The 24,274-nt window shown below is 44.4% G+C and carries 19 protein-coding genes; 6 read left to right on the top strand and 13 right to left on the bottom strand.

Translation table 11 applies throughout. The annotated features are described in order from the left end of the window. Nucleotides 1-45: 45 nt before the first annotated feature. Both FDP09_RS14770 and FDP09_RS14765 read right to left on the bottom strand, forming a co-directional pair. Nucleotides 46-312, bottom strand: coding sequence for a hypothetical protein (locus FDP09_RS14770; RefSeq protein WP_137401377.1), 267 nt, complete (start codon nucleotides 310-312; stop codon nucleotides 46-48). Nucleotides 313-963: 651 nt separating this feature from the next. Then, on the bottom strand, nucleotides 964-2,214 hold the full coding sequence (locus FDP09_RS14765; RefSeq protein WP_308421013.1) for an MFS transporter: 1,251 nt from the start codon (nucleotides 2,212-2,214) through the stop codon (nucleotides 964-966). A 322-nt stretch (nucleotides 2,215-2,536) separates the two neighbouring features. Here FDP09_RS14765 and FDP09_RS14760 point away from each other — a divergent pair, with 322 nt between their 5' ends. Beyond that, a complete protein-coding gene (locus FDP09_RS14760) occupies nucleotides 2,537-5,554 on the top strand; it encodes a SusC/RagA family TonB-linked outer membrane protein (RefSeq protein ID WP_137403404.1) in 3,018 nt (1,005 codons plus the stop codon). A gap of 24 nt (nucleotides 5,555-5,578) precedes the next feature. Continuing rightward, nucleotides 5,579-7,255 carry a RagB/SusD family nutrient uptake outer membrane protein gene (locus FDP09_RS14755; protein WP_137403403.1) on the top strand — a complete coding sequence of 559 codons (1,677 nt, stop codon included), beginning with the start codon at nucleotides 5,579-5,581 and terminating at the stop codon, nucleotides 7,253-7,255. Between the two features lie 60 nt (nucleotides 7,256-7,315). Here FDP09_RS14755 and FDP09_RS14750 read toward each other — a convergent pair whose 3' ends face one another. Next, the gene (locus tag FDP09_RS14750) at nucleotides 7,316-8,335 is read right to left on the bottom strand and encodes a LacI family DNA-binding transcriptional regulator (protein WP_137403402.1); all 1,020 of its coding nucleotides are present in this window, start codon (nucleotides 8,333-8,335) and stop codon (nucleotides 7,316-7,318) included. A gap of 364 nt (nucleotides 8,336-8,699) precedes the next feature. Between FDP09_RS14750 and uxaC the strand changes: the two genes are divergently transcribed. The 4 genes from uxaC to FDP09_RS14730 all read left to right on the top strand — a co-directional run bounded on the left by uxaC (nucleotide 8,700) and on the right by FDP09_RS14730 (nucleotide 12,731). Next, entirely contained in the window at nucleotides 8,700-10,127 is a 1,428-nt protein-coding gene (uxaC, locus tag FDP09_RS14745; protein ID WP_137403401.1) for a glucuronate isomerase, read from the top strand. Nucleotides 10,128-10,144: 17 nt separating this feature from the next. Continuing rightward, nucleotides 10,145-10,960, top strand: coding sequence for an SDR family oxidoreductase (locus tag FDP09_RS14740; RefSeq protein ID WP_137403400.1), 816 nt, complete (start codon nucleotides 10,145-10,147; stop codon nucleotides 10,958-10,960). 61 nt (nucleotides 10,961-11,021) lie between these two features. Then, nucleotides 11,022-12,200 carry a mannonate dehydratase gene (gene uxuA, locus FDP09_RS14735; protein WP_137403399.1) on the top strand — a complete coding sequence of 393 codons (1,179 nt, stop codon included), beginning with the start codon at nucleotides 11,022-11,024 and terminating at the stop codon, nucleotides 12,198-12,200. Nucleotides 12,201-12,461: 261 nt separating this feature from the next. Beyond that, complete coding sequence (locus FDP09_RS14730; RefSeq protein WP_137403398.1) at nucleotides 12,462-12,731, top strand: hypothetical protein; 270 nt, start codon at nucleotides 12,462-12,464, stop codon at nucleotides 12,729-12,731. Nucleotides 12,732-12,826: 95 nt separating this feature from the next. Here the strand turns inward: FDP09_RS14730 and FDP09_RS14725 are convergent, their stop codons facing one another. The 10 genes from FDP09_RS14725 to FDP09_RS14680 form a co-directional block, all read right to left on the bottom strand. After that, nucleotides 12,827-13,849 carry a Gfo/Idh/MocA family protein gene (locus tag FDP09_RS14725; protein WP_137403397.1) on the bottom strand — a complete coding sequence of 341 codons (1,023 nt, stop codon included), beginning with the start codon at nucleotides 13,847-13,849 and terminating at the stop codon, nucleotides 12,827-12,829. A gap of 120 nt (nucleotides 13,850-13,969) precedes the next feature. After that, the gene (aqpZ, locus tag FDP09_RS14720; protein ID WP_137403396.1) at nucleotides 13,970-14,653 is read right to left on the bottom strand and encodes an aquaporin Z; all 684 of its coding nucleotides are present in this window, start codon (nucleotides 14,651-14,653) and stop codon (nucleotides 13,970-13,972) included. Nucleotides 14,654-14,816: 163 nt separating this feature from the next. After that, nucleotides 14,817-15,470 carry a hypothetical protein gene (locus FDP09_RS14715; protein ID WP_137403395.1) on the bottom strand — a complete coding sequence of 218 codons (654 nt, stop codon included), beginning with the start codon at nucleotides 15,468-15,470 and terminating at the stop codon, nucleotides 14,817-14,819. A 616-nt stretch (nucleotides 15,471-16,086) separates the two neighbouring features. Beyond that, entirely contained in the window at nucleotides 16,087-17,694 is a 1,608-nt protein-coding gene (locus tag FDP09_RS14710; RefSeq protein ID WP_137403394.1) for a sulfatase family protein, read from the bottom strand. A gap of 170 nt (nucleotides 17,695-17,864) precedes the next feature. Continuing rightward, nucleotides 17,865-18,572 carry a DUF3307 domain-containing protein gene (locus tag FDP09_RS14705; RefSeq protein WP_137403393.1) on the bottom strand — a complete coding sequence of 236 codons (708 nt, stop codon included), beginning with the start codon at nucleotides 18,570-18,572 and terminating at the stop codon, nucleotides 17,865-17,867. Beyond that, nucleotides 18,569-19,267 carry a helix-turn-helix transcriptional regulator gene (locus tag FDP09_RS14700; protein WP_137403392.1) on the bottom strand — a complete coding sequence of 233 codons (699 nt, stop codon included), beginning with the start codon at nucleotides 19,265-19,267 and terminating at the stop codon, nucleotides 18,569-18,571. Before FDP09_RS14700 ends, FDP09_RS14705 begins: the two co-directional genes overlap by 4 nt. A gap of 138 nt (nucleotides 19,268-19,405) precedes the next feature. Beyond that, the gene (locus FDP09_RS14695) at nucleotides 19,406-20,401 is read right to left on the bottom strand and encodes a Gfo/Idh/MocA family protein (RefSeq protein WP_137403391.1); all 996 of its coding nucleotides are present in this window, start codon (nucleotides 20,399-20,401) and stop codon (nucleotides 19,406-19,408) included. After that, nucleotides 20,398-21,408, bottom strand: a complete 1,011-nt coding sequence (gene yiaK, locus FDP09_RS14690; protein ID WP_137403390.1) for a 3-dehydro-L-gulonate 2-dehydrogenase — start codon at nucleotides 21,406-21,408, stop codon at nucleotides 20,398-20,400. Before yiaK ends, FDP09_RS14695 begins: the two co-directional genes overlap by 4 nt. 80 nt (nucleotides 21,409-21,488) lie before the next feature. Next, complete coding sequence (locus FDP09_RS14685; RefSeq protein WP_137403389.1) at nucleotides 21,489-22,835, bottom strand: pectate lyase family protein; 1,347 nt, start codon at nucleotides 22,833-22,835, stop codon at nucleotides 21,489-21,491. Beyond that, complete coding sequence (locus tag FDP09_RS14680; protein WP_137403388.1) at nucleotides 22,822-24,252, bottom strand: glycoside hydrolase family 28 protein; 1,431 nt, start codon at nucleotides 24,250-24,252, stop codon at nucleotides 22,822-22,824. Before FDP09_RS14680 ends, FDP09_RS14685 begins: the two co-directional genes overlap by 14 nt. Between the last annotated feature and the right edge of the window lie 22 nt (nucleotides 24,253-24,274).

The following is a 24,274-nucleotide window of genomic DNA, read 5'->3' as shown; positions in this document are numbered from 1 at the left end:
TAGTTAAGGACATTTCCCTGTTTTCACCTGCTAGGAGTTTCTATTCTATTTGACTTTAACTGTATGGCTTTGGCCATTTTGGTGGATTTTATCCTTTTCCTTTTTTCCATTGATGAAAAAAGAAAGAAAAAAATCTAGGCCAGTGGTCTGCCCTTTAAAATGGGACATGGATTTCCCCTGCGACCGAGATCCGTCACCCATTTTAATTTCCACCCGATGGCTACGGCCTAAAAGTGAGTGGGTCTCGCTGTTCCACGACGCGAGCCAACTCACTTTCTTAACGGCCTCCACCATCGGCTGGAAAACAGGCATACCAAGGGCCGTCATAAGGAAGCGATACCTTTTTGGGACTTATTAACCTCAGTTCGATTTTAAAATCGTCACTGCGAGGCTTAGAGGGAGATATGAGGAGTGGAAGCCGTGGCAGCCTCAGTATTTCGGGATTGCCACACCCTTTTCCAACCCACATCCTCCTTAAAAGGGTTCGCTATGACGATTTTAATACAAAAATTAAGTCGAGCTCAGGTTATTAACTGAATCCGCCTTGCAGGTATTGGGCGTTAAGAAATTAAATAGCGGGTGGGCAAAAAGGCAGGCTTGTTTGACGAAAGGCTGACCAAAAAGAATGTTGGCGGCTAAAGAAGGTTTACCTGGCTTTAGACAGGAGGAGTTTGCCTGCATGAGGGGAGGTTTTAATTTTAGGCCAATAGCTGCACACCTGTGCGCCGTGGCGTAGCGGCGGTTTTTTTTGGTTACTTTTTTGCTTCAGGTCAAAAAAGTAACAAAGGTAAAGGGATGAAAACCACCTAGAAATTTAGCTAGAAAAATAACTGCCCAAGGAAAAAATATAGACCCCATATTTTCCAGATACACACTAACTAATCGGCATTAAACCAGCATTCTACCCAAAGAAATAGCAGTAAAAACCAAACACAGGTCCATATTGGAATTACCCTCGAGGCATCACCCAATCCTTGGAACGAGGAGGTGAATAATCAGCAACGCGATCAAATAAGACGCCGAAGCCATCATAAAGATGGGAAAATAGCCCCAATTCACCAGAATGATTCCTGCAAAAGCGGCAAAGATCGTCCCTCCGATCCCTCCGACCATCCCCGCCAATCCGACTACAGACCCGACCACTCGTTTGGGGAAAATATCGGAAGAAAGGGTAAACAAATTAGCAGACCAGCCTTGGTGGGCTGCCGCAGCGATCGCCACCAATACCATTGCCAGGTGAACATTGGCTACCTTAGCGGCAAAAATCAAGGGTACTACCAACAGGGCACAAAGCAACAGTGTCACTTTCCGGCTTTTATTCACCGTCCACCCCATACTGATAAATTTTCCCGAAAGCCAACCAAAAAAAACACTTCCCAAATCAGAAGTAAAATAGATCACGATAAAGGGAAGTGCCAATCCTGTTAAATCCAATTTGGTTTCGAGTGCTTCATTGCTATTAAAAAAATCAGGTAGCCAGGTAAGATAAAACCACCAAATGGGATCTGTGAAAAACTTTCCCAATGCAATTGCCCACGCCCCCCTTGTCTTCAGGAGATTTTTCCACGGCACCTTGGTATTATTGGAAGCTGGTGCATGATCAGATTCGATATATTGTTGCTCCTCTGCACTTACTTGTGGATGCGAGGCAAGAGGTCTATAAATCAGCCGCCAACAAACTAGCAACATCACCCCTAAAACACCAGTACACAAAAACGACCACCGCCATCCCAAATGGATAATCAAAGCAGGTACGATGAGCGCAGTGGCCATGATCCCTACATTGGCACCAGCATTATAGATTCCAGTGGCAAAGGAACGTTCTTTTTTCGGAAACCACTCTGCTATGGTTTTTATGGCTGCGGGAAAATTGGCCGATTCCCCAAATCCAAAAACAAACCGGGTAATGCTAAGCCCTCTAAAACTGCTCACAAAAGCCGTAGCAATACCCGCAAAGCTCCAAATGGCTATGGCAATACTATAGCCTTTTTTGACCAATACCCGGTCGATAAAATAACCCATCAGCACAAATCCAATGGCATAAGCAAATTTAAAACTGGCATCCACATAGCCCATCAGGACCTTAAATCTCCCAATCAGATCGGCAGTAAGCGGTGATGACTCAGGAACATTTAACATCTCCCTTCTGAATCCCTCATCGATCATGGTAAATGAAAGCACATTTCTGTCAATATATTTGATTGCGGTAGCCATAAAAAGCAAGGCGACCATGCGCCACCTATATCCCCTAATAATACTATTCCACTTGATTTTACTCATCATACAGAATTATCACCAAAATACTCACCATTTATTTATAACGATATTTTCCCAATTATATCAATTTTATACCGACCACAACTGATTACATAAAACAATAAATACGAAATCGATTCCGTAAATAAATTAATATTTGAAATTGAATTGATCCATAACATTGTCTAATTTGATTGTCATAATAACCTAAAAATTCATTTTTGGAATTTTTCTTAGCCACTTGAAACCCTTTTAATGATTAACAATAAACCAAATAATTATGCAAAGCAAAAATTACCTATCATTAGGAATAGTACTGTTCCTATTGCTGTTTTCTGGTCCATTGCTCGGGCAAAATACCCAGGTCACAGGCACCATCACGGATGAAAATGACATGCCCATCCCTGGAGCTGCAGTCCTTATCAAAGGATCCAGTACAGGGACCGCCGCTGACATCGATGGCAACTACACCATCATGGCCAGTGAAGGCCAGGTCCTACAATTTTCCTTTATTGGATATAAGACTACCGAGATTACCCTTGGCACCCAAACGACCATCGATGTGAAGTTGGATCCGGACGTTTCTGACCTTGAGGAAGTGGTAGTCGTGGGCTATGGTTCGGTAAAAAAGAGCCAACTCACTGGAGCCATCTCCTCGGTAGGTGCCAAAGAAATCACTGACCAACCCATTACCGATGCCCGCCAAGCCCTTCAAGGCCGTTCTTCGGGGGTGGATGTGACTTCCCCAGGCAGTAAGCCTGGCGCAGCACCACAAGTACGGATCCGTGGTAGGAGATCGTTCAATGCAAGTAACGAACCTTTATACGTAGTAGATGGAATTCCCATCGCTGGAGGAATCAATGACATTAACCCTAACGACATTACCTCCATGGAAATCCTCAAGGACGCTTCCGCTACGGCCATCTACGGATCCAGAGGTGCCAACGGCGTGGTATTAGTCACCACCAAACGGGGTACCACGGGCAAAACGGTCGTTTCTTTGGACTCATACTATGGATTCAACAAATCATTGGGAAACATTGAGGTTTTCAATGGACCTGAATTTGCCGAATACAAAAGAGAATCCAGAAGGACAACTGGCGATTATCCTGAAGGCCCTTCCACTGCGGAAGCGGACGAAGCATTATTTGAACCAGTAGAACTGGAGGGAATCGCAGCTGGGAGAACGACCGATTATGTCGGTGCCCTTACCCGCACTGGGGCCATCCAAAGCCACCAGGTATCCGTATCAGGAGGAAGTGAAAAAACTCAGTTTTTCGTCTCCGGAGGTTTTTTCCAAGACAAAGGTGTCGTGATCAACCAAGATTATACACGATATAACTTCCGTGCCAACATAGATCACAAGATCAATGATAAGATCCGTTTTGGGACGTCCACACTGGTCTCCTACAGCGAACGAAATGGAGAGAATTTTAACCCTATCGGTGGTGCCATGCAGGAAAATCCACTCGGTAAACCGTATGACGAAGACGGAAATCTTATTTTCCTTCCCACTTCAGATGGGCTCAGGACCAATCCTTTGGCTGAGATTGTTCCAGGGGCTAATATTGACCTGACCAAAAGGTACAGAATTTTTAACAGCATCTACGCAGAATGGAAAATCATCGACGGGCTGACCTACCGGGTTAATTTCGGTCCGGACATCACCATTGACAGAAACGGACGTTTCACTGGCTCCCAGACCAATTCCAGAAGAGGCGGAGATCCTACAGGAAGTGTAAACGAAGATTTCAGGTTCAACTATACCTTGGAAAATATCATTACTTATGACCGTACTTTTGGAGAAGACCATGAATTTAAATTTACCGGACTACAATCCTTCCAAAAGGACAACCTTGAAGAGACGTCTTTGAACGTTCAGGGCATTCCGGCAGAATCCCAAAGCTACAACAGACTGGGAGATGCCAGTCAAATCACTGGAGCCAATACCAATTTGGTGCAGTGGACCTTGCTCTCCTTTATGGGCAGGTTAAACTACAATTATAAAGGAAAATACCTGGTGACCGGTACTTTAAGGGCCGATGGTTCTTCCAAGTTTGGAGAGAACAATAAATTTGCCTATTTCCCCTCTGTGGCATTGGGGTGGAATGTCAGTGATGAGCCATTCTTCAAGGCTAACAACACCTTTGACCAGCTGAAGCTAAGGGTTAGTTATGGTTCTATCGGTAATCAGGCCATTGATCCTTATCAGACTCAAGCCCTACTGGGCAGAAGCACCTATGCCTATGATAACAATCCGGCTTTTGGATATGGGCCAAACACCATTGGCAATCCCAACCTACGCTGGGAAACGTCCACCACGCTAAACGCCGGGTTGGACTTTTCGCTGATTGCCGGAAGGATCGGTGGTAGTTTTGAATATTACGTTACCACCACAAAGGATCTCCTCGCCCCACAGCCTCTACCCTATTCCATTGGCTTTAGCGGCTATACCACCAATGTAGGCAAGACCCAAAACCGTGGAATCGAACTGACCGTAAACAGCGTCAACATAGACAACACCAATTTCACTTGGACCACGGACCTGATTTTTAATAGAAACAGGGAAGAAATCCTGGAACTTCCAAATGGAGACGATATCTCGGCAGGTCGTTTTGTAGGAGAAGCCCTGACCGTCTTTTATGATTATAAAAAAATAGGTATATGGCAGACGGACCAAGCCGACCTCGCGGAATCCTATGAGGACAATGTGGGCGAAATTAGGGTAGAAGACATCAACAACGATGGCCAAATCAATGCGGATGACCGTCAAATCCTCGGTTCCGCAGTACCTGATTTCGTTTTGGGCATGACCAATAGGTTCTCTTACAAAAACTTTGACCTATCGTTTTTTATCTATGGAAGGTTTGGATCTATGATCAGAAGCCGATTCCATGATCAGTTTAACAGCCTGTTTGGGAGATACAACAACTTAGCGGTAAATTACTGGACACCCGATAATCCGACAAACGATTTCCCAAGACCAAACCAAAACCAGGAAAGCCCCAAATATGCCAGTTCGATGTCATACTTTGATGGCTCCTTTATCAAAATCAGAAACATTAATTTAGGTTACAATTTCTCTGATAAAATTGCTTCCAAATTGGGCATGACCAGCCTAAGGATCTATTCCAGCATCCAGCAGCCGTTTATTTTTGCCAAGTATAGGAGCAAATACAAAGGAATTGATCCAGAGGTGTACCTAGATGGCGACCAGGGAGTCGGTGCAGGAGAGGTAAATGCCAACATCTCACCGGCGGTTACGTCGTTCACTTTTGGCATCAATGCTAAATTTTAATGTAGGATTTAAAAACAAGAACTCATGCGAATCAATAGATATAAAAACAAACTGTCCCAAGTTCTTCTGGCATGCACTTTAGGATTTGGAATTACCGCACTGCCTGCTTGCGATGGAGTCCTCGATGAGGAGGTAATTTCCAACATCGGCGATGACTATTTGAACACTCCAAGTGGTCTCCGTGATGGAATCAATGCCGCCTATAGCACCTTCCGGTCATTTTATGGTACCGAAAGAGGTAACAACTTCACCATATTCGGAACAGATACCTATACCAATGGAGCCGATGGCAGTTGGAAATTCATGAACCAATACACTTCTCAATTTGACTCCAGAACCGGACATGTTCGAGAAGTTTGGAGTCTTTTTTACGAAGGTATCAATACCTGTAACGCGGTGATCGCCCGTGCACCAGAAGTGACCGGAATAGATGAAGCGTTAATGGCTCAGTACATCGCAGAAGCCAAGTTTATACGTGCCCATCATTATTTCCTCTTGACGCAGCACTTTGGTGGCGTGGACCTGCAGCTGTCAGAAACCGTCCTGCCCACCAATGAGGTAAACAGGTCCACGGTAGCCGAAATGTACGCAGCCATCATCGCAGATTTGGAAGCTGCTATGCCCGACTTGGAGAGCACTATGCGAGCCTCCGATTACGGAAGGGCTACCCGAGCAGCTGCGGAGCATTTATTGGGATTGGTCTATTTGACCAAAGGCTACTCGGAGGCAGCTGAAGGAAGTGATTTTGCCAATGCGGAGTCCTATTTTCAGAACGTAATCGACGATTATGGTTTTCGATTGCTCCCTGATTTTGGTGACGTTTATGCGTTTGGCAATGAAATCAATGATGAGGTCATCTTCAGCATACAATACACCCGTGATCCACTTACCAATGGGGGCGGAAACAATACACACCTTTATTTCTTAATGGAATATGATGTCCAACCAGGAATGCAAAGGGACGTCGCCAACGGCAGGCCATGGAAACGGTATCGTCCTACGGATTACACCCTGAATGAAGTCTTTGTAAACCGAGATGTGGATGCCCGGTATCAAAAATCCTTCAAAGATGTTTTTTACAGCAATAGTCCAGGAGACTACAATACGACTTTTGACCTCAGCAAAAATACGGTTTCATTTGCGGAGGGTGATACAGCGATCTATATACCGGGTTATGAAATCCCGGAAACTGAAAGAGCATCCAAACCCTATCAAATACTGACCCCTAGCATGTACACGGATAAGCTATATCCGACCCTTAACAAGCACTTGGATCCGGGCAGACAGGATAAGACCCAAGCAGCCGGTGGCAGGGATTATATCGCTTTCAGGCTGGCAGATACTTACCTGATGCTAGCAGAAGCGCAATTTCAGCAAGGCAACATCGATAATGCCGTTGAAAACATAAACGCCATCAGAAGAAGGGCCGCTTGGCCGGGAATGGAAGCTGATATGGAAATCACTGCTGCTGAACTGGACCTTGAATTCATCATGGACGAACGTGCAAGAGAACTTTTGGGCGAGCAAAAAAGATGGATGGACTTGGTAAGGTGGGGCGTGTTAGTGGAAAGGGTCAAGCTACACAATACCGCTGGTGCTCCAAACATTAAAGACACCCATATCTTAAGGCCGATTCCTCAGGATCAAATAGACAGAGTCGCCGGAGGCAATGATGCCTTCCCGCAAAATCCAGGGTACTAATATTACGATAAACCACCAATTTTTAAAACGCCAGCTGAATGCTATTCAGTTGGCGTTTTTTTACAGTAACCGAGATGATTTTCTGATGTGCAGCGTGGAAGGCAAAGTAATCACCGTATCCTCAAAATCCGGAGCATTTTTTTTGGTCAGCTTATTCATCAGTAAGCTAGCTGCCTGTCTCCCAAACTCATGCGTGGGCTGTGCTACCGTGGTAAGGCTTGGATTTAAGAGATCAGCTATTTTCATGTTCGAAAAACAAGCGACTTTCAGCTCATTGGGAATATCCAACTTCAAATCATGGGCCACATAGTAAGTGCTAATGGCCAATTTTTCCACTGCTGCCAAAACCCCATCCGGCTTAGCTTCGCTGCACAAGAAATTCTTAATGATACGGTGGTTTTCCTCATCAGAATTCTCACACTTCAGGACCAGTGCCTCGTCCTCTCCTATGCCATGGTCTTTTAAGGCATCCAAATATCCCCTTAGGCGCTGCTGGCTAATGGAGATCTCCCTTGACAGCAATAAAAAGGCGATCCGCTTACAGCCCTCATTTATCATATGGCTGGTCAGTTCATAGCCACTTTCATATCCATTGGTCACGAACTTAGTGGTCGGGATCGTTTCACAAATTCGATCAAAGAAGATAATAGGAATACGTTTTTCATAAACATTGAGCAAATGTTCTGTTTCTTTGGTCTGGTGCGAGACCGACATCATAATGCCATCTACTCGTCCATTGAGCAAATGCGTGACGATTTCTTTTTCTTTTTCCAGGTTTTCATGCGTATGGTACACCAATAAGTGATAGCCAAACTGCTGGGTGATTTCTTCTACCCCTTCGATCACCTGCGCAAAAAAATTATTGACCAGGTCCGGTATGATCATGGCGATGGTCTTGCTCCTGTGCTCTCTCAGACTACGTGCAAATGGATTTGGCTGATAATTCATTTGCTTGGCCACTTCCTGCACCCTTTTCTTCGTTTTTTCGCTTATTTCATAGCTGTCATTAAGTGCCCTGGATACCGTAGAAGGTGCCAAGTTCAATACTTCAGCCAGTTTTTTTATATTAACACCACTCATAAAAACATACCGCTTGGGGTTATTGCACATCAAATTTAAGGTATTTCGCCAATCTCTCCCTACTTCCTTCACAATAAAACACCAACTGGTATGAACTCACCTGAAATAAACGAAAACGATTCCGTGATTAAAGTGAGCTCATTTCTTAAAAAAACAGCAAACATTGGCTATTATTACTTGATCTTAAGACAAGATTTTGGCTTGAAATATAACCAAACGGGGCATTTCAAGCCCACTAATCAAATTTTATTTTACAGAAGAAAAAGTTTAACACTGAAACCTATCATAATTGGGCTAAACGCACTTTTGCAGAACACTATTCTTACTTCGATCATCAGTGCTTTAGCGAAAAAAATAAGGCGATATGAGTACTCCTGAACCCAAAATAAAATCCACTTTTATCCAAGAGGATTTTTTACTAAAAACGGAAATGGCAAACATCCTTTATCACGATTATGCTAAAAGGATGCCGATAATTGACTACCATTGTCACCTATCTCCCAAAGACCTAGCAGAAAACCGAAAATTTGAGAACATCTCCCAAATATGGCTCGCAGGAGACCATTACAAATGGAGGGCAATGAGAACTTTTGGGATTCAGGAAAAATACATCACTGGAAATGCCACCGATCAGGAGAAATTTCAGCAATGGGCGCATACCGTTCCATATACGATGAGAAATCCACTGTACCACTGGACGCACTTGGAACTACTTCGGTATTTTGATATCGGTGATTTACTTTCTGCTGACAACGCCGACGCGGTTTACCAAGAAACGACGGCGCAGCTCCAACAAGATTCCCATAATACCCAATCCTTACTGGCAGGAATGAAGGTGGAAACGGTCTGCACCACCGACGATCCTACCGACAATCTGCAATACCACAAAATGGCAGCTGATAATGGTATGCCCATTGGACTCTTCCCTACCTTCCGTCCGGACAAATCCTTTGCAGTAGAACAACCAAACGAGTATCATGCATATCTCGAAAAATTGGCTGCTGCAAGCAATATGCCCATCGAAAGTCACGAACAGCTAATGGCTGCGCTGGAAAACCGCATTGCTTTCTTCCATGAAAATGGCGGACGTCTGGCAGACCATGGATTGGAACAGCTCTATTACTTTCCGATCGGCACCTTTGATATAGAAATACTATTCAAAAAAGTTACCGCAGGAAAACCACTGGATCAGGAAGAAACTGCCTATTATAAATTTGTCACCCTATTGGAACTATGCCGCCTCTACCATGCCAAAGGCTGGACCCAGCAGTTCCACTTGGGAGCACTTCGAAATACAAACGAACGAATGCTCGATACCCTTGGGCCTGATACAGGTTTTGATAGCATTGGTGACTTCAGTCAGGCAAAATCCCTTTCCCAATTTCTTAATGCACTGGATAAAACTGACCAGCTCTGCAAAACCATTCTCTATAACCTCAACCCTCGCGACAATGAGGTAATGGCCACCATGACGGGCAATTTTAATGATGGATCCATTCGCGGTAAGGTGCAATTTGGATCCGGATGGTGGTTTTTAGATCAAAAGGACGGCATGGAAAAACAGATGAACGCCCTCTCCAACATGGGACTTCTCAGCTGTTTTGTGGGAATGTTGACCGACTCCAGAAGCTTTCTCTCTTTTCCCCGACATGAATATTTCCGCAGGACACTCTGTAACCTCATCGGCAATGACGTGGAAAATGGAGAATTGCCTGCAGATGAAAAATGGCTGGGAAAAATGATCCAGGACATCTGCTATTACAACGCCAAGAATTATTTTAACTTCCAATAAAAACCACAACACGAATCATGTCTGCACTATTTTCTATCAAAGACAAAATTATCCTCATCAGTGGAGCTACCGGTGTTTTGGGAAGCAAAATCACCCAGCACCTGGCTACTGAAGGGGCTCAAGTCATCATTTTGGGGAGAAATCCCAATAAAGTAAAAGACTTGGTAACCTCAATCACCAACAAGGGAGGAAAAGCCTCTGCCCTGATCGCTGATGTAACCAATAAAGAAGCACTGGAATCTGCGGCTCAACAGGTAGAAAAAGAATTTGGCGGGATTGATGTTTTGATCAATGCCGCTGGTGGAAACATGCCCGGTGCCATCGTCACTCCAGATCAAAAAATCACAGACCTGGATATAGAGGAGGTCAAAAAGGTCATGGAGCTCAACTATCTGGGAACCCTGCTTCCCATTCAAGTATTTACCCCGCTCCTACTCCATAATCCTGCGGTTAGCATCATCAATATTTCATCGATGGCCGCCTCCAGACCACTCACCAGGGTAATGGGCTATGCTTCAGCCAAAGCCGCTATAGATAACCTCACCAAATGGCTGTCCGTAGAATTCTGTCAAAAATATGGAAAGCAGTACCGGGTCAATGCCATAGCACCGGGATTTTTCCTTACGGAACAAAACAGGGCATTACTCACCGAGGATGATGGCAGCCTGACCGCTCGTGGCAACCAAATTATCAGCCACACCCCAATGGATCGATTTGGAGATCCTGAAGACCTCTTTGGTGCAGTGAGCTTCTTGTGTAGCAATGCCTCCAAATTCGTAACTGGAACGATCATTCCTGTGGATGGCGGATTCAGTGCTTTTGGTGGTGTTTAGTTAGGCACCGCTAGAAAAAAAATCAATAGTCAATAATTAAAATATTGTTTTTCAATTACTTATGAGTGAATTGATAAAAATGGAGCAAACCATGCGCTGGTATGGTCCACAGGACCCTGTAACCTTGGCAGACATACGACAGGCAGGCGCCACTGGCATCGTATCTGCCCTACATCACTTGCCCAATGGGGTAATTTGGTCGCGTGAAGAAATCAAAAAACGAAAGGATACTATCGAAGCGGCTGGGCTTACTTGGTCGGTAGTCGAAAGTATTCCTGTCCATGAACACATTAAAACAAGAAGCGGTGATTATCAGAAATACATTGCCAATTATATAACTTCTATTGAAAATCTAGCTGCTGAAGGCATCCATACGGTTTGTTATAACTTCATGCCCGTGCTGGATTGGACACGGACAGACTTGGCTTACGAACTCCCCAACGGAGCAAAAGCCCTTCGTTTTGAATTACAGGCTTTAGCTGCTTTCGACCTGTTTATCCTCAAGCGGCCACATGCTGCAGATTCATACAGCAAAAATGTCATCAAACGTGCGGAAGCTTATTTTAAGCAAATCTCTGATGACAACAAGCAATTGCTCACCAACAATATCATTGCTGGGTTACCGGGGGCTGAGGAAGGTTATTCTTTGAAGGATTTTCAAAAAGTACTGGATACCTATAAGGATATCGACGCCGGTAAACTTGCCGATAACTTAAAACTGTTTTTGGATGAAATCATTCCTGTCGCAGAAAAAAACCGTGTCTTCATGGCCATCCATCCGGATGACCCACCCTTTCCGATGTTTGGACTTCCTAGGGTTATGAGCACGATCGACGATGTAAAACGGTTGGTCACGGAGACCCCCAGTGAATACAATGGGATCACCTTTTGTACCGGATCCTTTGGAGTACGGGCAGATAATGACCTTCCGCAGATTATCAGGGAACACGGAGACCATATCCACTTCATCCACCTGCGCAGTACGCAGCGGGATGCCGAAGGAAATTTCCATGAAGCCAATCACTTGGAAGGAGATGTCCCGATCGTAGAAGTAATCAAGGAACTCATCAAGGTACAGGCAAAGAGAGGCAAATCACTCCCTATGCGTCCTGACCATGGCCACCAAATGTTAGATGACCTTAAGAAAACCACCAACCCTGGCTATACAGGAATCGGAAGGCTTAAAGGATTGGCCGAGCTGAGGGGACTGGAAATGGGATTGATCCATGGTTTAAAATAACAGATTAACCGCCTGCCCTGCTCCTTGCATCTTTTCAAGTCGGAGGAAGCGAATTCGCTTCCTCCGACTTTTACGTCAGTTATGTTTCCACTTTTTTCAATGGATCTAACCGAAGTTCTCAGCCAATAAGGGAACGCATTAGCAGACTGACAATAAGCTGGTTATATTTTTTTTGACACCTTTTGGGATTGAGTCTTTTGAAAAAAGGGAAAAAGGAATGTTTTTTGCCCTCGCAACTAAAACAACTAACTACTCTCTACTATGAAGAAGCTACTTATCGTCTTGCCTTTTTTTACGCTCCTTTCATGCGCTGCGTTTCGCATCACTGCAGATATTGGAATGACCAAAGAAGAATTTGAAAAGGCAAATATAAATGAGGAAATCATCGAAATGGATGAAACCTATACAATTTATACCATTCCTACTTCTGAATATGACGAAAAATACTTCTACTTTAAAAATGACCAACTCATCCGCATGGACCAAGGCTATTACCTTCGACAGGTGCTTTACCTCATGGATGCTGAATAGCCGTCATTTATTTTGAAATACTACGACTTCCGCAGTTCCTGCCTATAAATCATATCCGCGGTCGTGCAGAGACGATTATTAGGTTTAAGAAATGGTCAGAATGAAATTTCTTTTCCGGTAGTTGAGCTTTGGTAAATAGCTAAAATTACTTCAAGTGATTTCTTAGCTATTTGACCTGTTACCAATGGGTGTTTGTCCTCCCGAACAGCCATCACCATATCCTCGATTTGCATTAAATGTAGGGCATGACCAATGGCCATAGGATCAGCAGCACCACTGGCATGTTGGTCAGCAGAAATTGCTTTAGAGTCTTGATCCAGGATATTCCAAGCGACAATCTTGCCGCCTTCCAAAATAACACTGCCTGCCGTACCGTAAATTTCCAGTCGCTCCGGATAACCTGGGTAAAGAGATGTCCCGGCTGTAATATTACCCAAAGCACCATTTTGAAAGGTAACCAAAGCCGTTCCCGTATCTTCTCCCTCAATATCGTAAATTGCTGTTTTAACCTTTCCGAATACAGTTGCCACACTTCCCATGATATCAAGTAATAAATCGATGGTGTGAATTCCCTGATTAATAAAAGCACCTCCTCCGTCACCGTCAAAGGTTCCTTTCCAGTGACTACTTTCGTAATACTCCCGGTTCCGGAACCACTTTATATATGCATTTCCCATCAACAATTGGCCCAGTTGTCCACTTTTGACGGCTGACCTGAGCAGGACATATCCTTCGTTAAATCGATTTTGGAAAATCACGCCAAGCTTGACTTTATACTGCTCACAAGCCTGGATCATGGCATCAGCCCTTTCCACGCTGATTTCAATGGGCTTCTCCACCAATACATGCTTTCCCGCTTGGGCTGCCTTTAGTGTAGGCTCAAGATGCTGGCCACTTGCTGTGCAGATACACACTACCTCCAGATCGGGATGGGCCAGAAAATCCTCTAAATTATCATATCCCTTTACCTTGAACTGCCCTTCAGCTTGTTTGGCCCTTTCGGCCGACGAACTGCATACTGCCACCAACTCGGCACATTTCAATTCATTGATGGCTGCAGCATGTTTTTGGGCGATGGCACCTGTCCCGATGATTCCAAATTTAAGTGGTTTGGGCATAAAAGAGTTAGCTATGTACGACGTCAGGTTTGATTATCTAATATAGTCAAGTTCCACCATTTGGACAACATACTATCCACGGCCTTAGGAAATGGATGGTAATATCCAGTATTCCATTGTTCATTTTTCAGGAGATAAATACTTAAACACCCATCCCGCCAAGATCGCCCCCACTATCGGAGCCACCCAAAACAACCATAGCTGCCCCAAAGCCCAATCACCAACAAAAATCGCTTGGCTGGTGCTCCTGGCAGGGTTTACAGAGGTATTGGTAACAGGGATGCTAATCAGGTGAATCAGCGTCAGGCATAAGCCAATGGCCACCCCAGCCCATCCTTGCGGAGCCTTGGTGTGCGTTGCTCCTAGGATCACAAATAAGAAGGCAAAAGTCATGACCACTTCTGTCACCAATGCAGCGGTCATGCCATATCCACCGGGAGAATGCTCCCCATAACCGTTTGCTGCAAAGCCCCCCAATACAAACGCAGGATTGTCCGAAGCAATTACGTAAAGAACCGAAGCTGCTACCATGCCTCCCAGCACCTGTGCCACGATATAGGGAAGCAATTCCTTGGCTTCGAACCTTCCCCCTGCCCATAACCCAATGGATACGGCTGGATTCAAGTGACAACCTGAAACATGCCCAATGGCATAGGCCATCGTCAAGACAGTAAGACCAAACGCTAAAGCTACGCCAGCAAATCCAATCCCTAATTCCGGGAAAGCCGCAGCAAGTACTGCACTACCGCAGCCACCCAATACTAACCAAAAAGTCCCAATAAATTCTGCAATTAGCTTTTTCATGATATGTGTGGTTTATGTGTTGCACTATTCAAATGAAACAGGAACACATTTCACCCCATCTACCACAGGTCAATTCTTTAAAAACTGACACTTAATTATTGGGTTCACTGTTTTACTCACCCCAAATCGAAATTTTAAATTTTAGGGAATTCAATTGGTGGAATTAATTCAACTTAAATACCAATCCCCCACCCAGACTAAATTGGTAAATGGAAGAATAGCTATTTACTCCTGCGCCAGCACCTCCGGTTCCGAAATAAAATCCACCGCCGACGGACTGCACCGCAGAAAGCAACTGGGCTTGTATCTTAAGCCCCATACGCTCAGATCCCCACAAGATGCCTCCACCTTTTACCCCCCATGCCATTTTGGTGGCGTTGTTATCATTTCCATTATCGGGGTTGTGTAGGTTTGCCACTACCACTCCGGCCATTACTCCAAAAAAGCCTTCCAGATTGCCACTTGGAGCTTGAAAATAACGAGAGGGAGCCACCAAGATATAGTTGATGCCGAGATCAAAATTGGTGCGACGATCCACAAATCCTGAATAACTGTACCGCGTAGGACTATTGGTGTCCTGTCTCAGATACAAGACTTCTACCCCCACCATATCATTGACCACGTATTCGAGGCCACCGCCCCATTGGAAACCATCTTCGATCTTCCCGTCATAGTAATAGTTGTTTCCTACATCCCAATAAGAGTCAAACCTGTCGGCAAAAGCATAAGCGCCGTAAACATTTAACCGCACATCTTGGGAATAACCCTCCAGGGAAAACAGACATAACATCACGAGTGCACAAAAGAGCTTTTTCATATCCACTTTAATTTTTTTTTCTATTCTATAAATCCTGAAAGTTCATTTCACATTAACAGGACACACTCCTGTCAATAGAATTTCACTATCCATGCTACATAGTTACTCAAATCAAAGCCGATCCCTGCAACAAATACATTGCTATCGGTAAAAGATTATAATTTTGTGCACAAAAAACCATAAAAAAAGGGCTCTATATGGATTATAGTGGGTAAAGATATTATTCCGGTTAAATTAATGTTGATTCATGTTCCTTTTCAGTGGGCAATTTTCTATTCTGCCTTGAGGTATTTGACGTTAAGAAATCAAAGAAGTGGGCTGGAAAAAGCGCAGGCTTGTTTGACGTGAATCAGTACAAAAAATTGGTATGCTGCACAAATAGAGGAGTTTGCCTGCGTGAGTGCTGGCTTTGATTTTAGTCATATAGCTCACCGCAGCGGGTTTTTTTGGTTACGTTTTTCACCTGAAGGAAAAAAGTAACAAGGCAACAAGATGAAAGGCAAGCTAGAATTTGACATGCAAAGTAATAGTTACCCATAGTAAATCATATAGAACCAAAAAAATCCCCTGTCAAGTAATCACTGACAGGGGATAAATACCTTGGTCTCACTTTTCATTATTGAGTTGGTACGACCACCTCATCTTTATATTGGGTCACCAGCTCATCCAGTTTTTTATGCATTTGCTCCTTCACCTCTGCATAAGCTGGATCTTCATAGACGTTGTTCATCTCATGAGGATCTTTTTCAAGATCATATAGCTCCCATTCATCCACATCATAATAGAAATGTATCAACTTATAACGGTCGGTCCTAACACCATTATGACGTTTTACGGCATGGATACCAGGGTATTCATAGTAGTGGTAATACAGGGCATCCCTCCACTCCACTTTCTCGCCCTTGAGCAGGGGAAGCATGCTTTTGCCTTGCATTTCCTTGGGTATCGACACTCCTGCCGCATCGAGGAAAGTCTCTGCAAAGTCCAGGTTTTGGACCAGATCGGTATTTCTACTGCCTTCCTTGATCACTCCGGGCCACTTGATCATCAGGGGTGTTCTAAATGATTCTTCATACATAAAGCGCTTGTCAAACCAACCGTGTTCCCCTAAGTAAAACCCTTGGTCAGAAGTATAAACGATGATGGTATTTTCATCCAGATCATTTTCTTCAAGATAATCCAATAACCTTCCGACATTCTCATCCACCGACTCAATACTGGCCAAATAATCCTGCATGTACCGTTTGTATTTCCATTTGGTCAGTTCGTCACCATGAAGATTTGCCTTTTCAAATTCCTCATTGATCGGGCCATACACTTCCTCCCAAGCAGCACGCTCTGACGGACTCATGCGGTCGAGGTTATTATGGTAAGCATTTGGATACCAAGTCAGGAAATTCTCATATCCCATTTTTTTGGCAATATCAGGATGGATCTTATTGTCACTGGTCACCCCCATGTGGGTAGCTATGCGCATTTCGGCTTCTTTCGCTGCCTTTCCCCTACCACTGTAATCATCAAACAAACTCTCAGGCTCGGGAAATTCCTTTTTGGTGTATTTACGGAAATTATCTTCCGTAGGAAGCCACTCACGATGAGGCGCCTTGTGCTGGTACATCAGCATAAAAGGCTCATCACTCTCCTTCGCTTTATCCAACCAATCGATCGCAAAGTCAGTAATCAAATCCGTTACATATCCAGAGTCAAGTACTACTCCCTCTTTAGTGCGAAACTCAGGATTATAATAATGGCCTTGGCCAGGGAGGACTTTCCAATAATCAAAACCCGTAGGTTCTGTTTTCAAATGCCACTTCCCTATCATGGCGGTTTGGTAACCATTTTTTCTTAGGATTTTCGGAAAAGTCACCTGTGCACTGTCAAACTTCACCGCATTGTCCACAAGTCCATTTATATGGCTGTGCTTTCCGGTCAATATCACGGCCCTACTTGGAGCACAAATAGAATTGCTGACAAAAGCCTTTTCGAAAAGCATTCCCTCACTGGCTATTCTGTCAATATTGGGGGTATTGATCAGCTTATCGCTATAGGCGCTTATCGCCTGATAAGCGTGGTCATCGGACATGATGAAGATAATATTGGGACGCTTGCTGGTAGCCTCCCCTTCTTCCTTTTGGGCATTGCAGGAAAACAGTGTGGCAAAAATGCCTATGGCAAGCCAAGACCACTGATTAGTTTTTCCAGCTCCATTAGTTTTAGGGTACATGAATTTTAATCGTTATTGGGTTATCAAAATGTAAACTTAGGGAAAAAGACCTACTATATCAATACTGCTTTTAGGATTACTTTGGCAAAGCCTCATTACTTTTATAAAATTCCTTATATCCTACGGAAATAGCTTAAACCTTTGCTGATGGATCTGTTGGTTCCCTTCTTCTAATATGCCAATCCTACAAAACTGCCCAGCAATATGGCAATACCGAAACTGATAAGGGTACCGGTCAATACATATTCAGCTTTTATGATATCGTCATTTTTGAACCTCAATATTGACTTGGCAGCAATCAAAAAACCTACGGCCTGAAACTCACCCATCAAGATAAAGGTAAGTACTAATACACGCTCCATGACCCCGATCAATTTTCCTGCATTGGGGAGGTCATTAGTACCGGGCACGCTGATTTCATAGGCACGAAGTACTTCTTTGATAAAGATGTTTGAAGGTTTCAGGCAAGTAATATAAGCAAATATAGCCATGAGCAATGTGGAAGACCATTTCACTTCCCAATAGGGATCCAAGCCCAAGTATAGCACGTACGCCACAGTTACCGCAATGATCACCCCCAAATGCAAAACCTGATCGATAAAAAAAGCATATTTTCCTAACCATTTGCTCCTGTTGAGGTAAACTTTCAAGCCGTCAATGATATAATGGGTCAAGGCGATCACCAAGGCTCCGTAAACGAAAGAAAGCTGAAATGACAATCCCCAAGACAATACAAACACTATCAGGATATGCCATTTTAAAAATGGACTTCTAAACCCATGTGTATTTTTCTGCTCGGCCAAGCGGTCATTCTGGAAATAAAAATCTGCCAACATATGGGCAATCAGCTGTAAGATAAAAAACTGGGTTGCATTCATGGTTGATCTCGCTTTACGGTACGATTATAATAGGATACGGTTTCTTCTATGGCATTCCATCCCACACTGGTGCTGTGCTGATTGATTACGGATTGGCTAACGCCAAATTTTTCCGCTATTTCATCCTCATTTAATCCCATCAACTTCCAGTACAGTACCTCCGACTGACGGGCTGTTGCCTTGCTGATCAGCACGTCCAAGAGCCCCATCACAGGATCAAATTGCTCTTTTAGCGGCCCTTCTTGTGATTCAAAAAACAACGTTTGCTTGATCACCACCCTTTTTTTCTTGCGACCGGACTGCTCGTTGATCTTTCTTCCTGCCAAGTAAATCGCCTCCCCGTCTATCACGCCATTTTCCACATCCAAGGTAGTGAGCTCACCATAGCCTATAGCCAAGCGGATACCATGTGTCTTAAATAATTTAATGCGGTTCTTGTCGCTGCTTTTTGCTCCAGCATTTACTTCAATGGCTTTCACATAGCTCTTTATCGCCAAGGCCACCGCAAGGGACTCATGGGGATTACTGCACACGCATTCTACATAGTCTCCTTTCAGCACCCTTCCATACGTATCGAATTTTAAAGAAAGGTCAGTGATAAGATCTTTCAAACGATCGTGTAGCATCAACCGGTCTTCTGGAATCAAACTGGTGGATGATACGATATCTCCGGATATGACTGCTACTCTCCCCATAACGCGTAGTTTAAACTCACCTTAAATATAGTGCTTTAAACTTATAAAAACAATTTATAAGTGAATTCACATATAAAATATACTTATAAGTGTTTAAGCTTATAAATTAAGAATACAGGTATTTATACTTATATCCATTCATTTCCAAATAATCTCTTCCATGATGCGGTTGGTCCGGCTCCCTGACAAACCATCAGATGGACTTAAAGCCTTTCCTAATACATCACCCACTACCAGTTGAATCAAAGGCATTTGGATATGATTAGGTAAATGAAATTCAAACAACTCTTTTCCTTCATCATCAGTTTCAAGCGATACATTCCCACCACCAAAGGTTTCATAACTGATTTTACCTTTACTGCCAATTATGACAGTATTGTCCATTTCAGCCGTTTTGCTAGAAGAAAAACACCAACTGCCACTCCCCAACACCCCCGACTCAAATTCGAAAGCAGCCACTACCATATCTTCAGCCTCATACAATCCAGCTTGATTGGTACATATGCCTTTTGCCGTTTTTATCGGTCCCAAGGCAAAATCCAAAAAGTCCAGTTGATGGGAAGCAAGATCATAGAAATAACCTCCACCAGCGATATCCGGATCAACCCGCCAATTGTGAGCAAGATTCCTCACCACTCCGGGCTTGGGAACTTGGTTCATCTGAATGGACACCTGGCGTACCTCTCCGATCGTCCCGCCTTCTATCAATGATTTGATCTTTAGAAAATGGGGCAATGCTCTCCGGTAATAGGCCACATAGAGCGGCACTCCCGCTTTATCACAAGCAGCAATCATGTCTTGACATTCCGCATAGGTTCTGGCCATGGGTTTCTCCACATACACCGGCTTTCCAGCAGCCGCTGCTTTTAATGTCAGCTCCTTGTGCGCATATGGAGGAGTTGCAATGTATATTGCATTGACCTCAGGGTCATTTATGAGCGCGTCAGCATCGGTGTACCATTTTGGGACTTGGTGCCGCCTCGCGTAATCCTTTACCTTTTGCTCATTTCTCCGCATCACTGCTACCAATCGACTGTCATCCACCAAATTCATGGCTGGGGCACTCTTCACCTCACATACGTCCCCTACTCCCAAAATCCCCCACCGCACTTCATTATCATTGATTTTTTTCATGCAAGTATATTTTTGATCTCGCTCCAGATGTCTTCATCCACCGGAACTCCGCGTTTCATATTCTCTGCCCTTACGTGTAGCGTGTGTTCACCAGGGTAGCGAAGGGCAGTACCTTCCTTAAAAACTCCACTTTTCTTAAAGTCATTAATTACCTCGTCCAGCCTTTCATCCATCCAAGCATCCAATCCAAAATCCTTGGGGTTCAATGCTAAAAAAAACTGGGACAGTCCACTTTCACTATCCTGCTTACCCACTTCAAAGGTAGCCTGTCCACCTGAAAGCAGCATTGCCAGCATGTCCAACACCAGCGACAGGCCAGCACCTTTCCACAAACCGATGGGCAGCGCCAATTCCCTTTGGATGATCTCCGCGGGGGACCTGCTCAGGTTTCCTTCCCCGTCAAATCCAGCATCATAAGGCATTTCTTTGCCCGCTTTGGCATAAATGGCCATCTTTCCGTAGGCAAACTGCGACATCGCTGTGTCCAGTACCACTGGTCCGTTTTGGCGAGGGATCGCCACCACCAAGGGATTGTTTCCCAATTTTGGCTCCTTTCCTCCCCAACCGGGCATATTAGGCTTGGTATTGGTGAAGCAAATCCCGATACATCCGGCTTCTACGGCCTGCCAGCCATAATTGCCCGCTCTCATCCAATGGTTGGTATTTTGGAGTGCCACGCAACCAATCCCCGTAGATTTGGCCATGGAAATAGCCCTTTTCATCGCTACATGGGCATTGAGGTTGCCTGGACCTGCATGACCATTCCATCGCTCAAAACTACCAAACTTGGCCAAAACCTCCGGTTGGGCGGATGGGGTGATCAGACCTTTTTTGATATAGGACAAATAACTCAAAAATCGATTCAAACCATGGGATGGCACCCCGTCCAAGCTGGCTTGCGCAAACAAACGCGCACTCAATGACGCGCGCTCTGATGAAAATTCATGCTGCAATAGCACCTGCTCCAAGACTTCTTGAAGTTCCGAAAAGTCAACTCTTTTTTCCATAGCATATATTCCAGTTCAATTTACCGATTATATGCCCTCCTGCAAAAAGTGAAGCTCAATTTTGAATAGGTGACCTACCATTAATCATACGCCACCAAACTGTTCAGATATACCTCGATGTTTGTGTAGAACTCGTGCAGGTCATTTCCCGCAGCATCAGTAGCGTCATGGATATCCAAGCCCATTTTCTCTTCCCAATGATCAGGCATGCCGTCCCGATCCTGATCCTTTATAGCTTTTTTGGACTTTAACATGGGCCAGCCGCCCACATCCTGCTGGCTATCAATAATTCCATTTTGCCCTTTACCAGCAGTACTCTTTCCTTTTTTTAGCTCCTTCAGCAATCGCTTATCAACTTGATCCCGATGGTGGCTTGCACCGGCGTGGTGAAGGACTCGCAAATAAGCCACAGACGCTTTTTCTGTTTCTTCCATCACAAATGGAAAAGGTTTATCCACAAGTACCGTATTTACATCCTGCACCCCATCCACTCCTCGGCGATTGTCCTGCGACACTTTACAGTCTTGGGAATTGACATTCCCAGCAAGATAAAATTGCCCATAGGGCTCATAGGGCTCTATGATCCGGTCTTCATTGGAGGTGGTCGCTGGTCCTGGCTGGTAATAATTACCTACCATGTTATAATGACCCTGCTCACCACCATAGGCATTGTTGTTTTTCCAATTATAGATCACATTATTTCTAAAATCTACTACCTCCTTTTGGGGATCTTTGCTCGTTCTCGCACCATTGAAGCGGGGCAATCTACTGGCATGGCTTGCGATAAGATTGTGGTGAAAAGTGGCTTTATTCCCCCCCCATATGCCTCCATAACCGTGGTTGCCCTTTTCATGGACAGAAGCATTGAGGCTTTCTGAGATGATGCACCACTGGAGTGTAAAATTCTCATTGTCATAAAATGAACCACACTCATCCGTGGCCCAGCTCAAAGAACAATGGTCGATGATTATATCCTTATTGCGTAGGCAGCTCATGGCATCATCCTGAACATCTTCCTTGTCTCCCAACCTGCTTCTGATGTACCTGATGATGATATTGTCTCCCTTGATTTTCAAGGGAAAATCCTGCAGGGTGATCCCACCACCAAGAGCACTTTGGCCTGCAATGGTAAGGTCACCATGGTTTATGTCCAAACTTGATTTTAACTTGATATTGCCGGAAACAGCAAATACGATGAGGCGAGGTTCTTTTTTCCGAATTGCCTCACGCAAACTCCCCGGACCTTCATCATGTAGATTGGTGACTACATAGACTTTTCCTCCACGTCCGCCTGTGGTATATTTGCCAAAACCATCTGCACCAGGAAATGCCAATATCTTCTCACTGGACGCCTGTCCAAAGGAAAAAACAGAAAGGTGTATGCAAATTAATATTAGGCAGTATCGAAACACCTTAATCTTGATCATAACTTACCGGTTTACCATTGATCATGACATTTTCGAAATGCACATTTTTCACATTAGAGAACTTATAATCCTCTGTTACCTGCTTGACCGTCAAATTTTCTAGCTTTATATTCTCCACCGGAGAGTTTTTATAGCCTTCCAATAGCACACCGACTTTACCACCATTTTCTACGGTCATATTCTCCACATGGATATTCCTTACTGTAGGGACATATGCGCCGCTATCTTCATAAAACATATTTACACGAATCACTTGCTGCGCAATCTGGCCAACGTCAATATTTCTCAAATAAATATCTTCGATCACACCACCTCTCATAGAACTGGTTTTGATACGGAGTGCCCTGTCCAAGTGGGGACTGTTCATCTCACAATCTTCCGCAAAAACATTCCGTACACCGCCGGAAATTTCACTGCCAATAACCACGCCTCCATGCCCATCGGCCATTTTGCAATTTTGGATAATGATATTCTCACTGGGCACATTAATCCTTCTTCCGTCGGCATTTCGACCTGACTTGATGGCTATACAATCATCCCCAGTGTTAAAATAACAGTCTTTTATGAGCACGTTTTTACTCGATTCCGGATCACAGCCATCCGAATTGGGCCCGTGGCTTTCTACTGTTACTCCTTGGATGGTCACATTTTCGCATAGCACTGGATTCAATATCCACATGGGTGAATGGACGATCTTTACTCCCTCTACCAACACATTCTTGCACCGATAGGGCTGCACAAACTGCGGACGAAGGTAAAAGCCCTCTCCAAACTTCCTTTCCTCCACGGGCACCCCGTCCTCTGCCATTTGGAAAAGTGCGTGTCGCTTGTCAGGATCTTCTTGCTGTGGGTCTCCCGCTTTATAACCGTATTGCGTTTTACCTTTCCACGGCCACCAATTGGTTTCATTGGCCTGTCCGTCCAATACCCCCTCACCGGTAATGGCGATGTTTTCCTCTTCAAATGCATAGATCAACGGAGAATAATTCATCAACTCTACCCCTTCCCATCGGGTATATACTAGTGGTAAATAGTCTTTGGGATCAGTGGAAAACAACAACCTAGCACCCTTTTCCAAATGCAGGTTTATATTGCTTTCCAAATAAATAGGCCCTGTGGCATAATCACCTTCAGGAACGAGTACCCTACCTCCACCAGCTTCTACACATGACTTAATGGCCTCCGCAATGGCCGTACTGGCATCTGACTTCCCGTCTCCCACGGCGCCATAGTCGGTAATCGAAAAAGTCCGGTCCGGAAATTCAGGTGTCTGGATGGTTTCCAAAATACCGGACACCTGATCCCAAGCATCAGGTGCTTTACTTCCCTCCTTTTTTTGCTCCTGCTTACATGCTGCCACTAGGACAAAACCCAACAGTATCATGACAATGGAATGATATCGAAATCGGCTAATCATAGGTAGTTTATCGTTATAAATC

This window comes from Echinicola rosea, assembly GCF_005281475.1.
In the GTDB taxonomy this organism is placed as follows: domain Bacteria; phylum Bacteroidota; class Bacteroidia; order Cytophagales; family Cyclobacteriaceae; genus Echinicola; species Echinicola rosea.
Note: the sequence above shows the minus strand (reverse complement) of the source record. Positions and strands in the feature narration are given on the sequence as shown.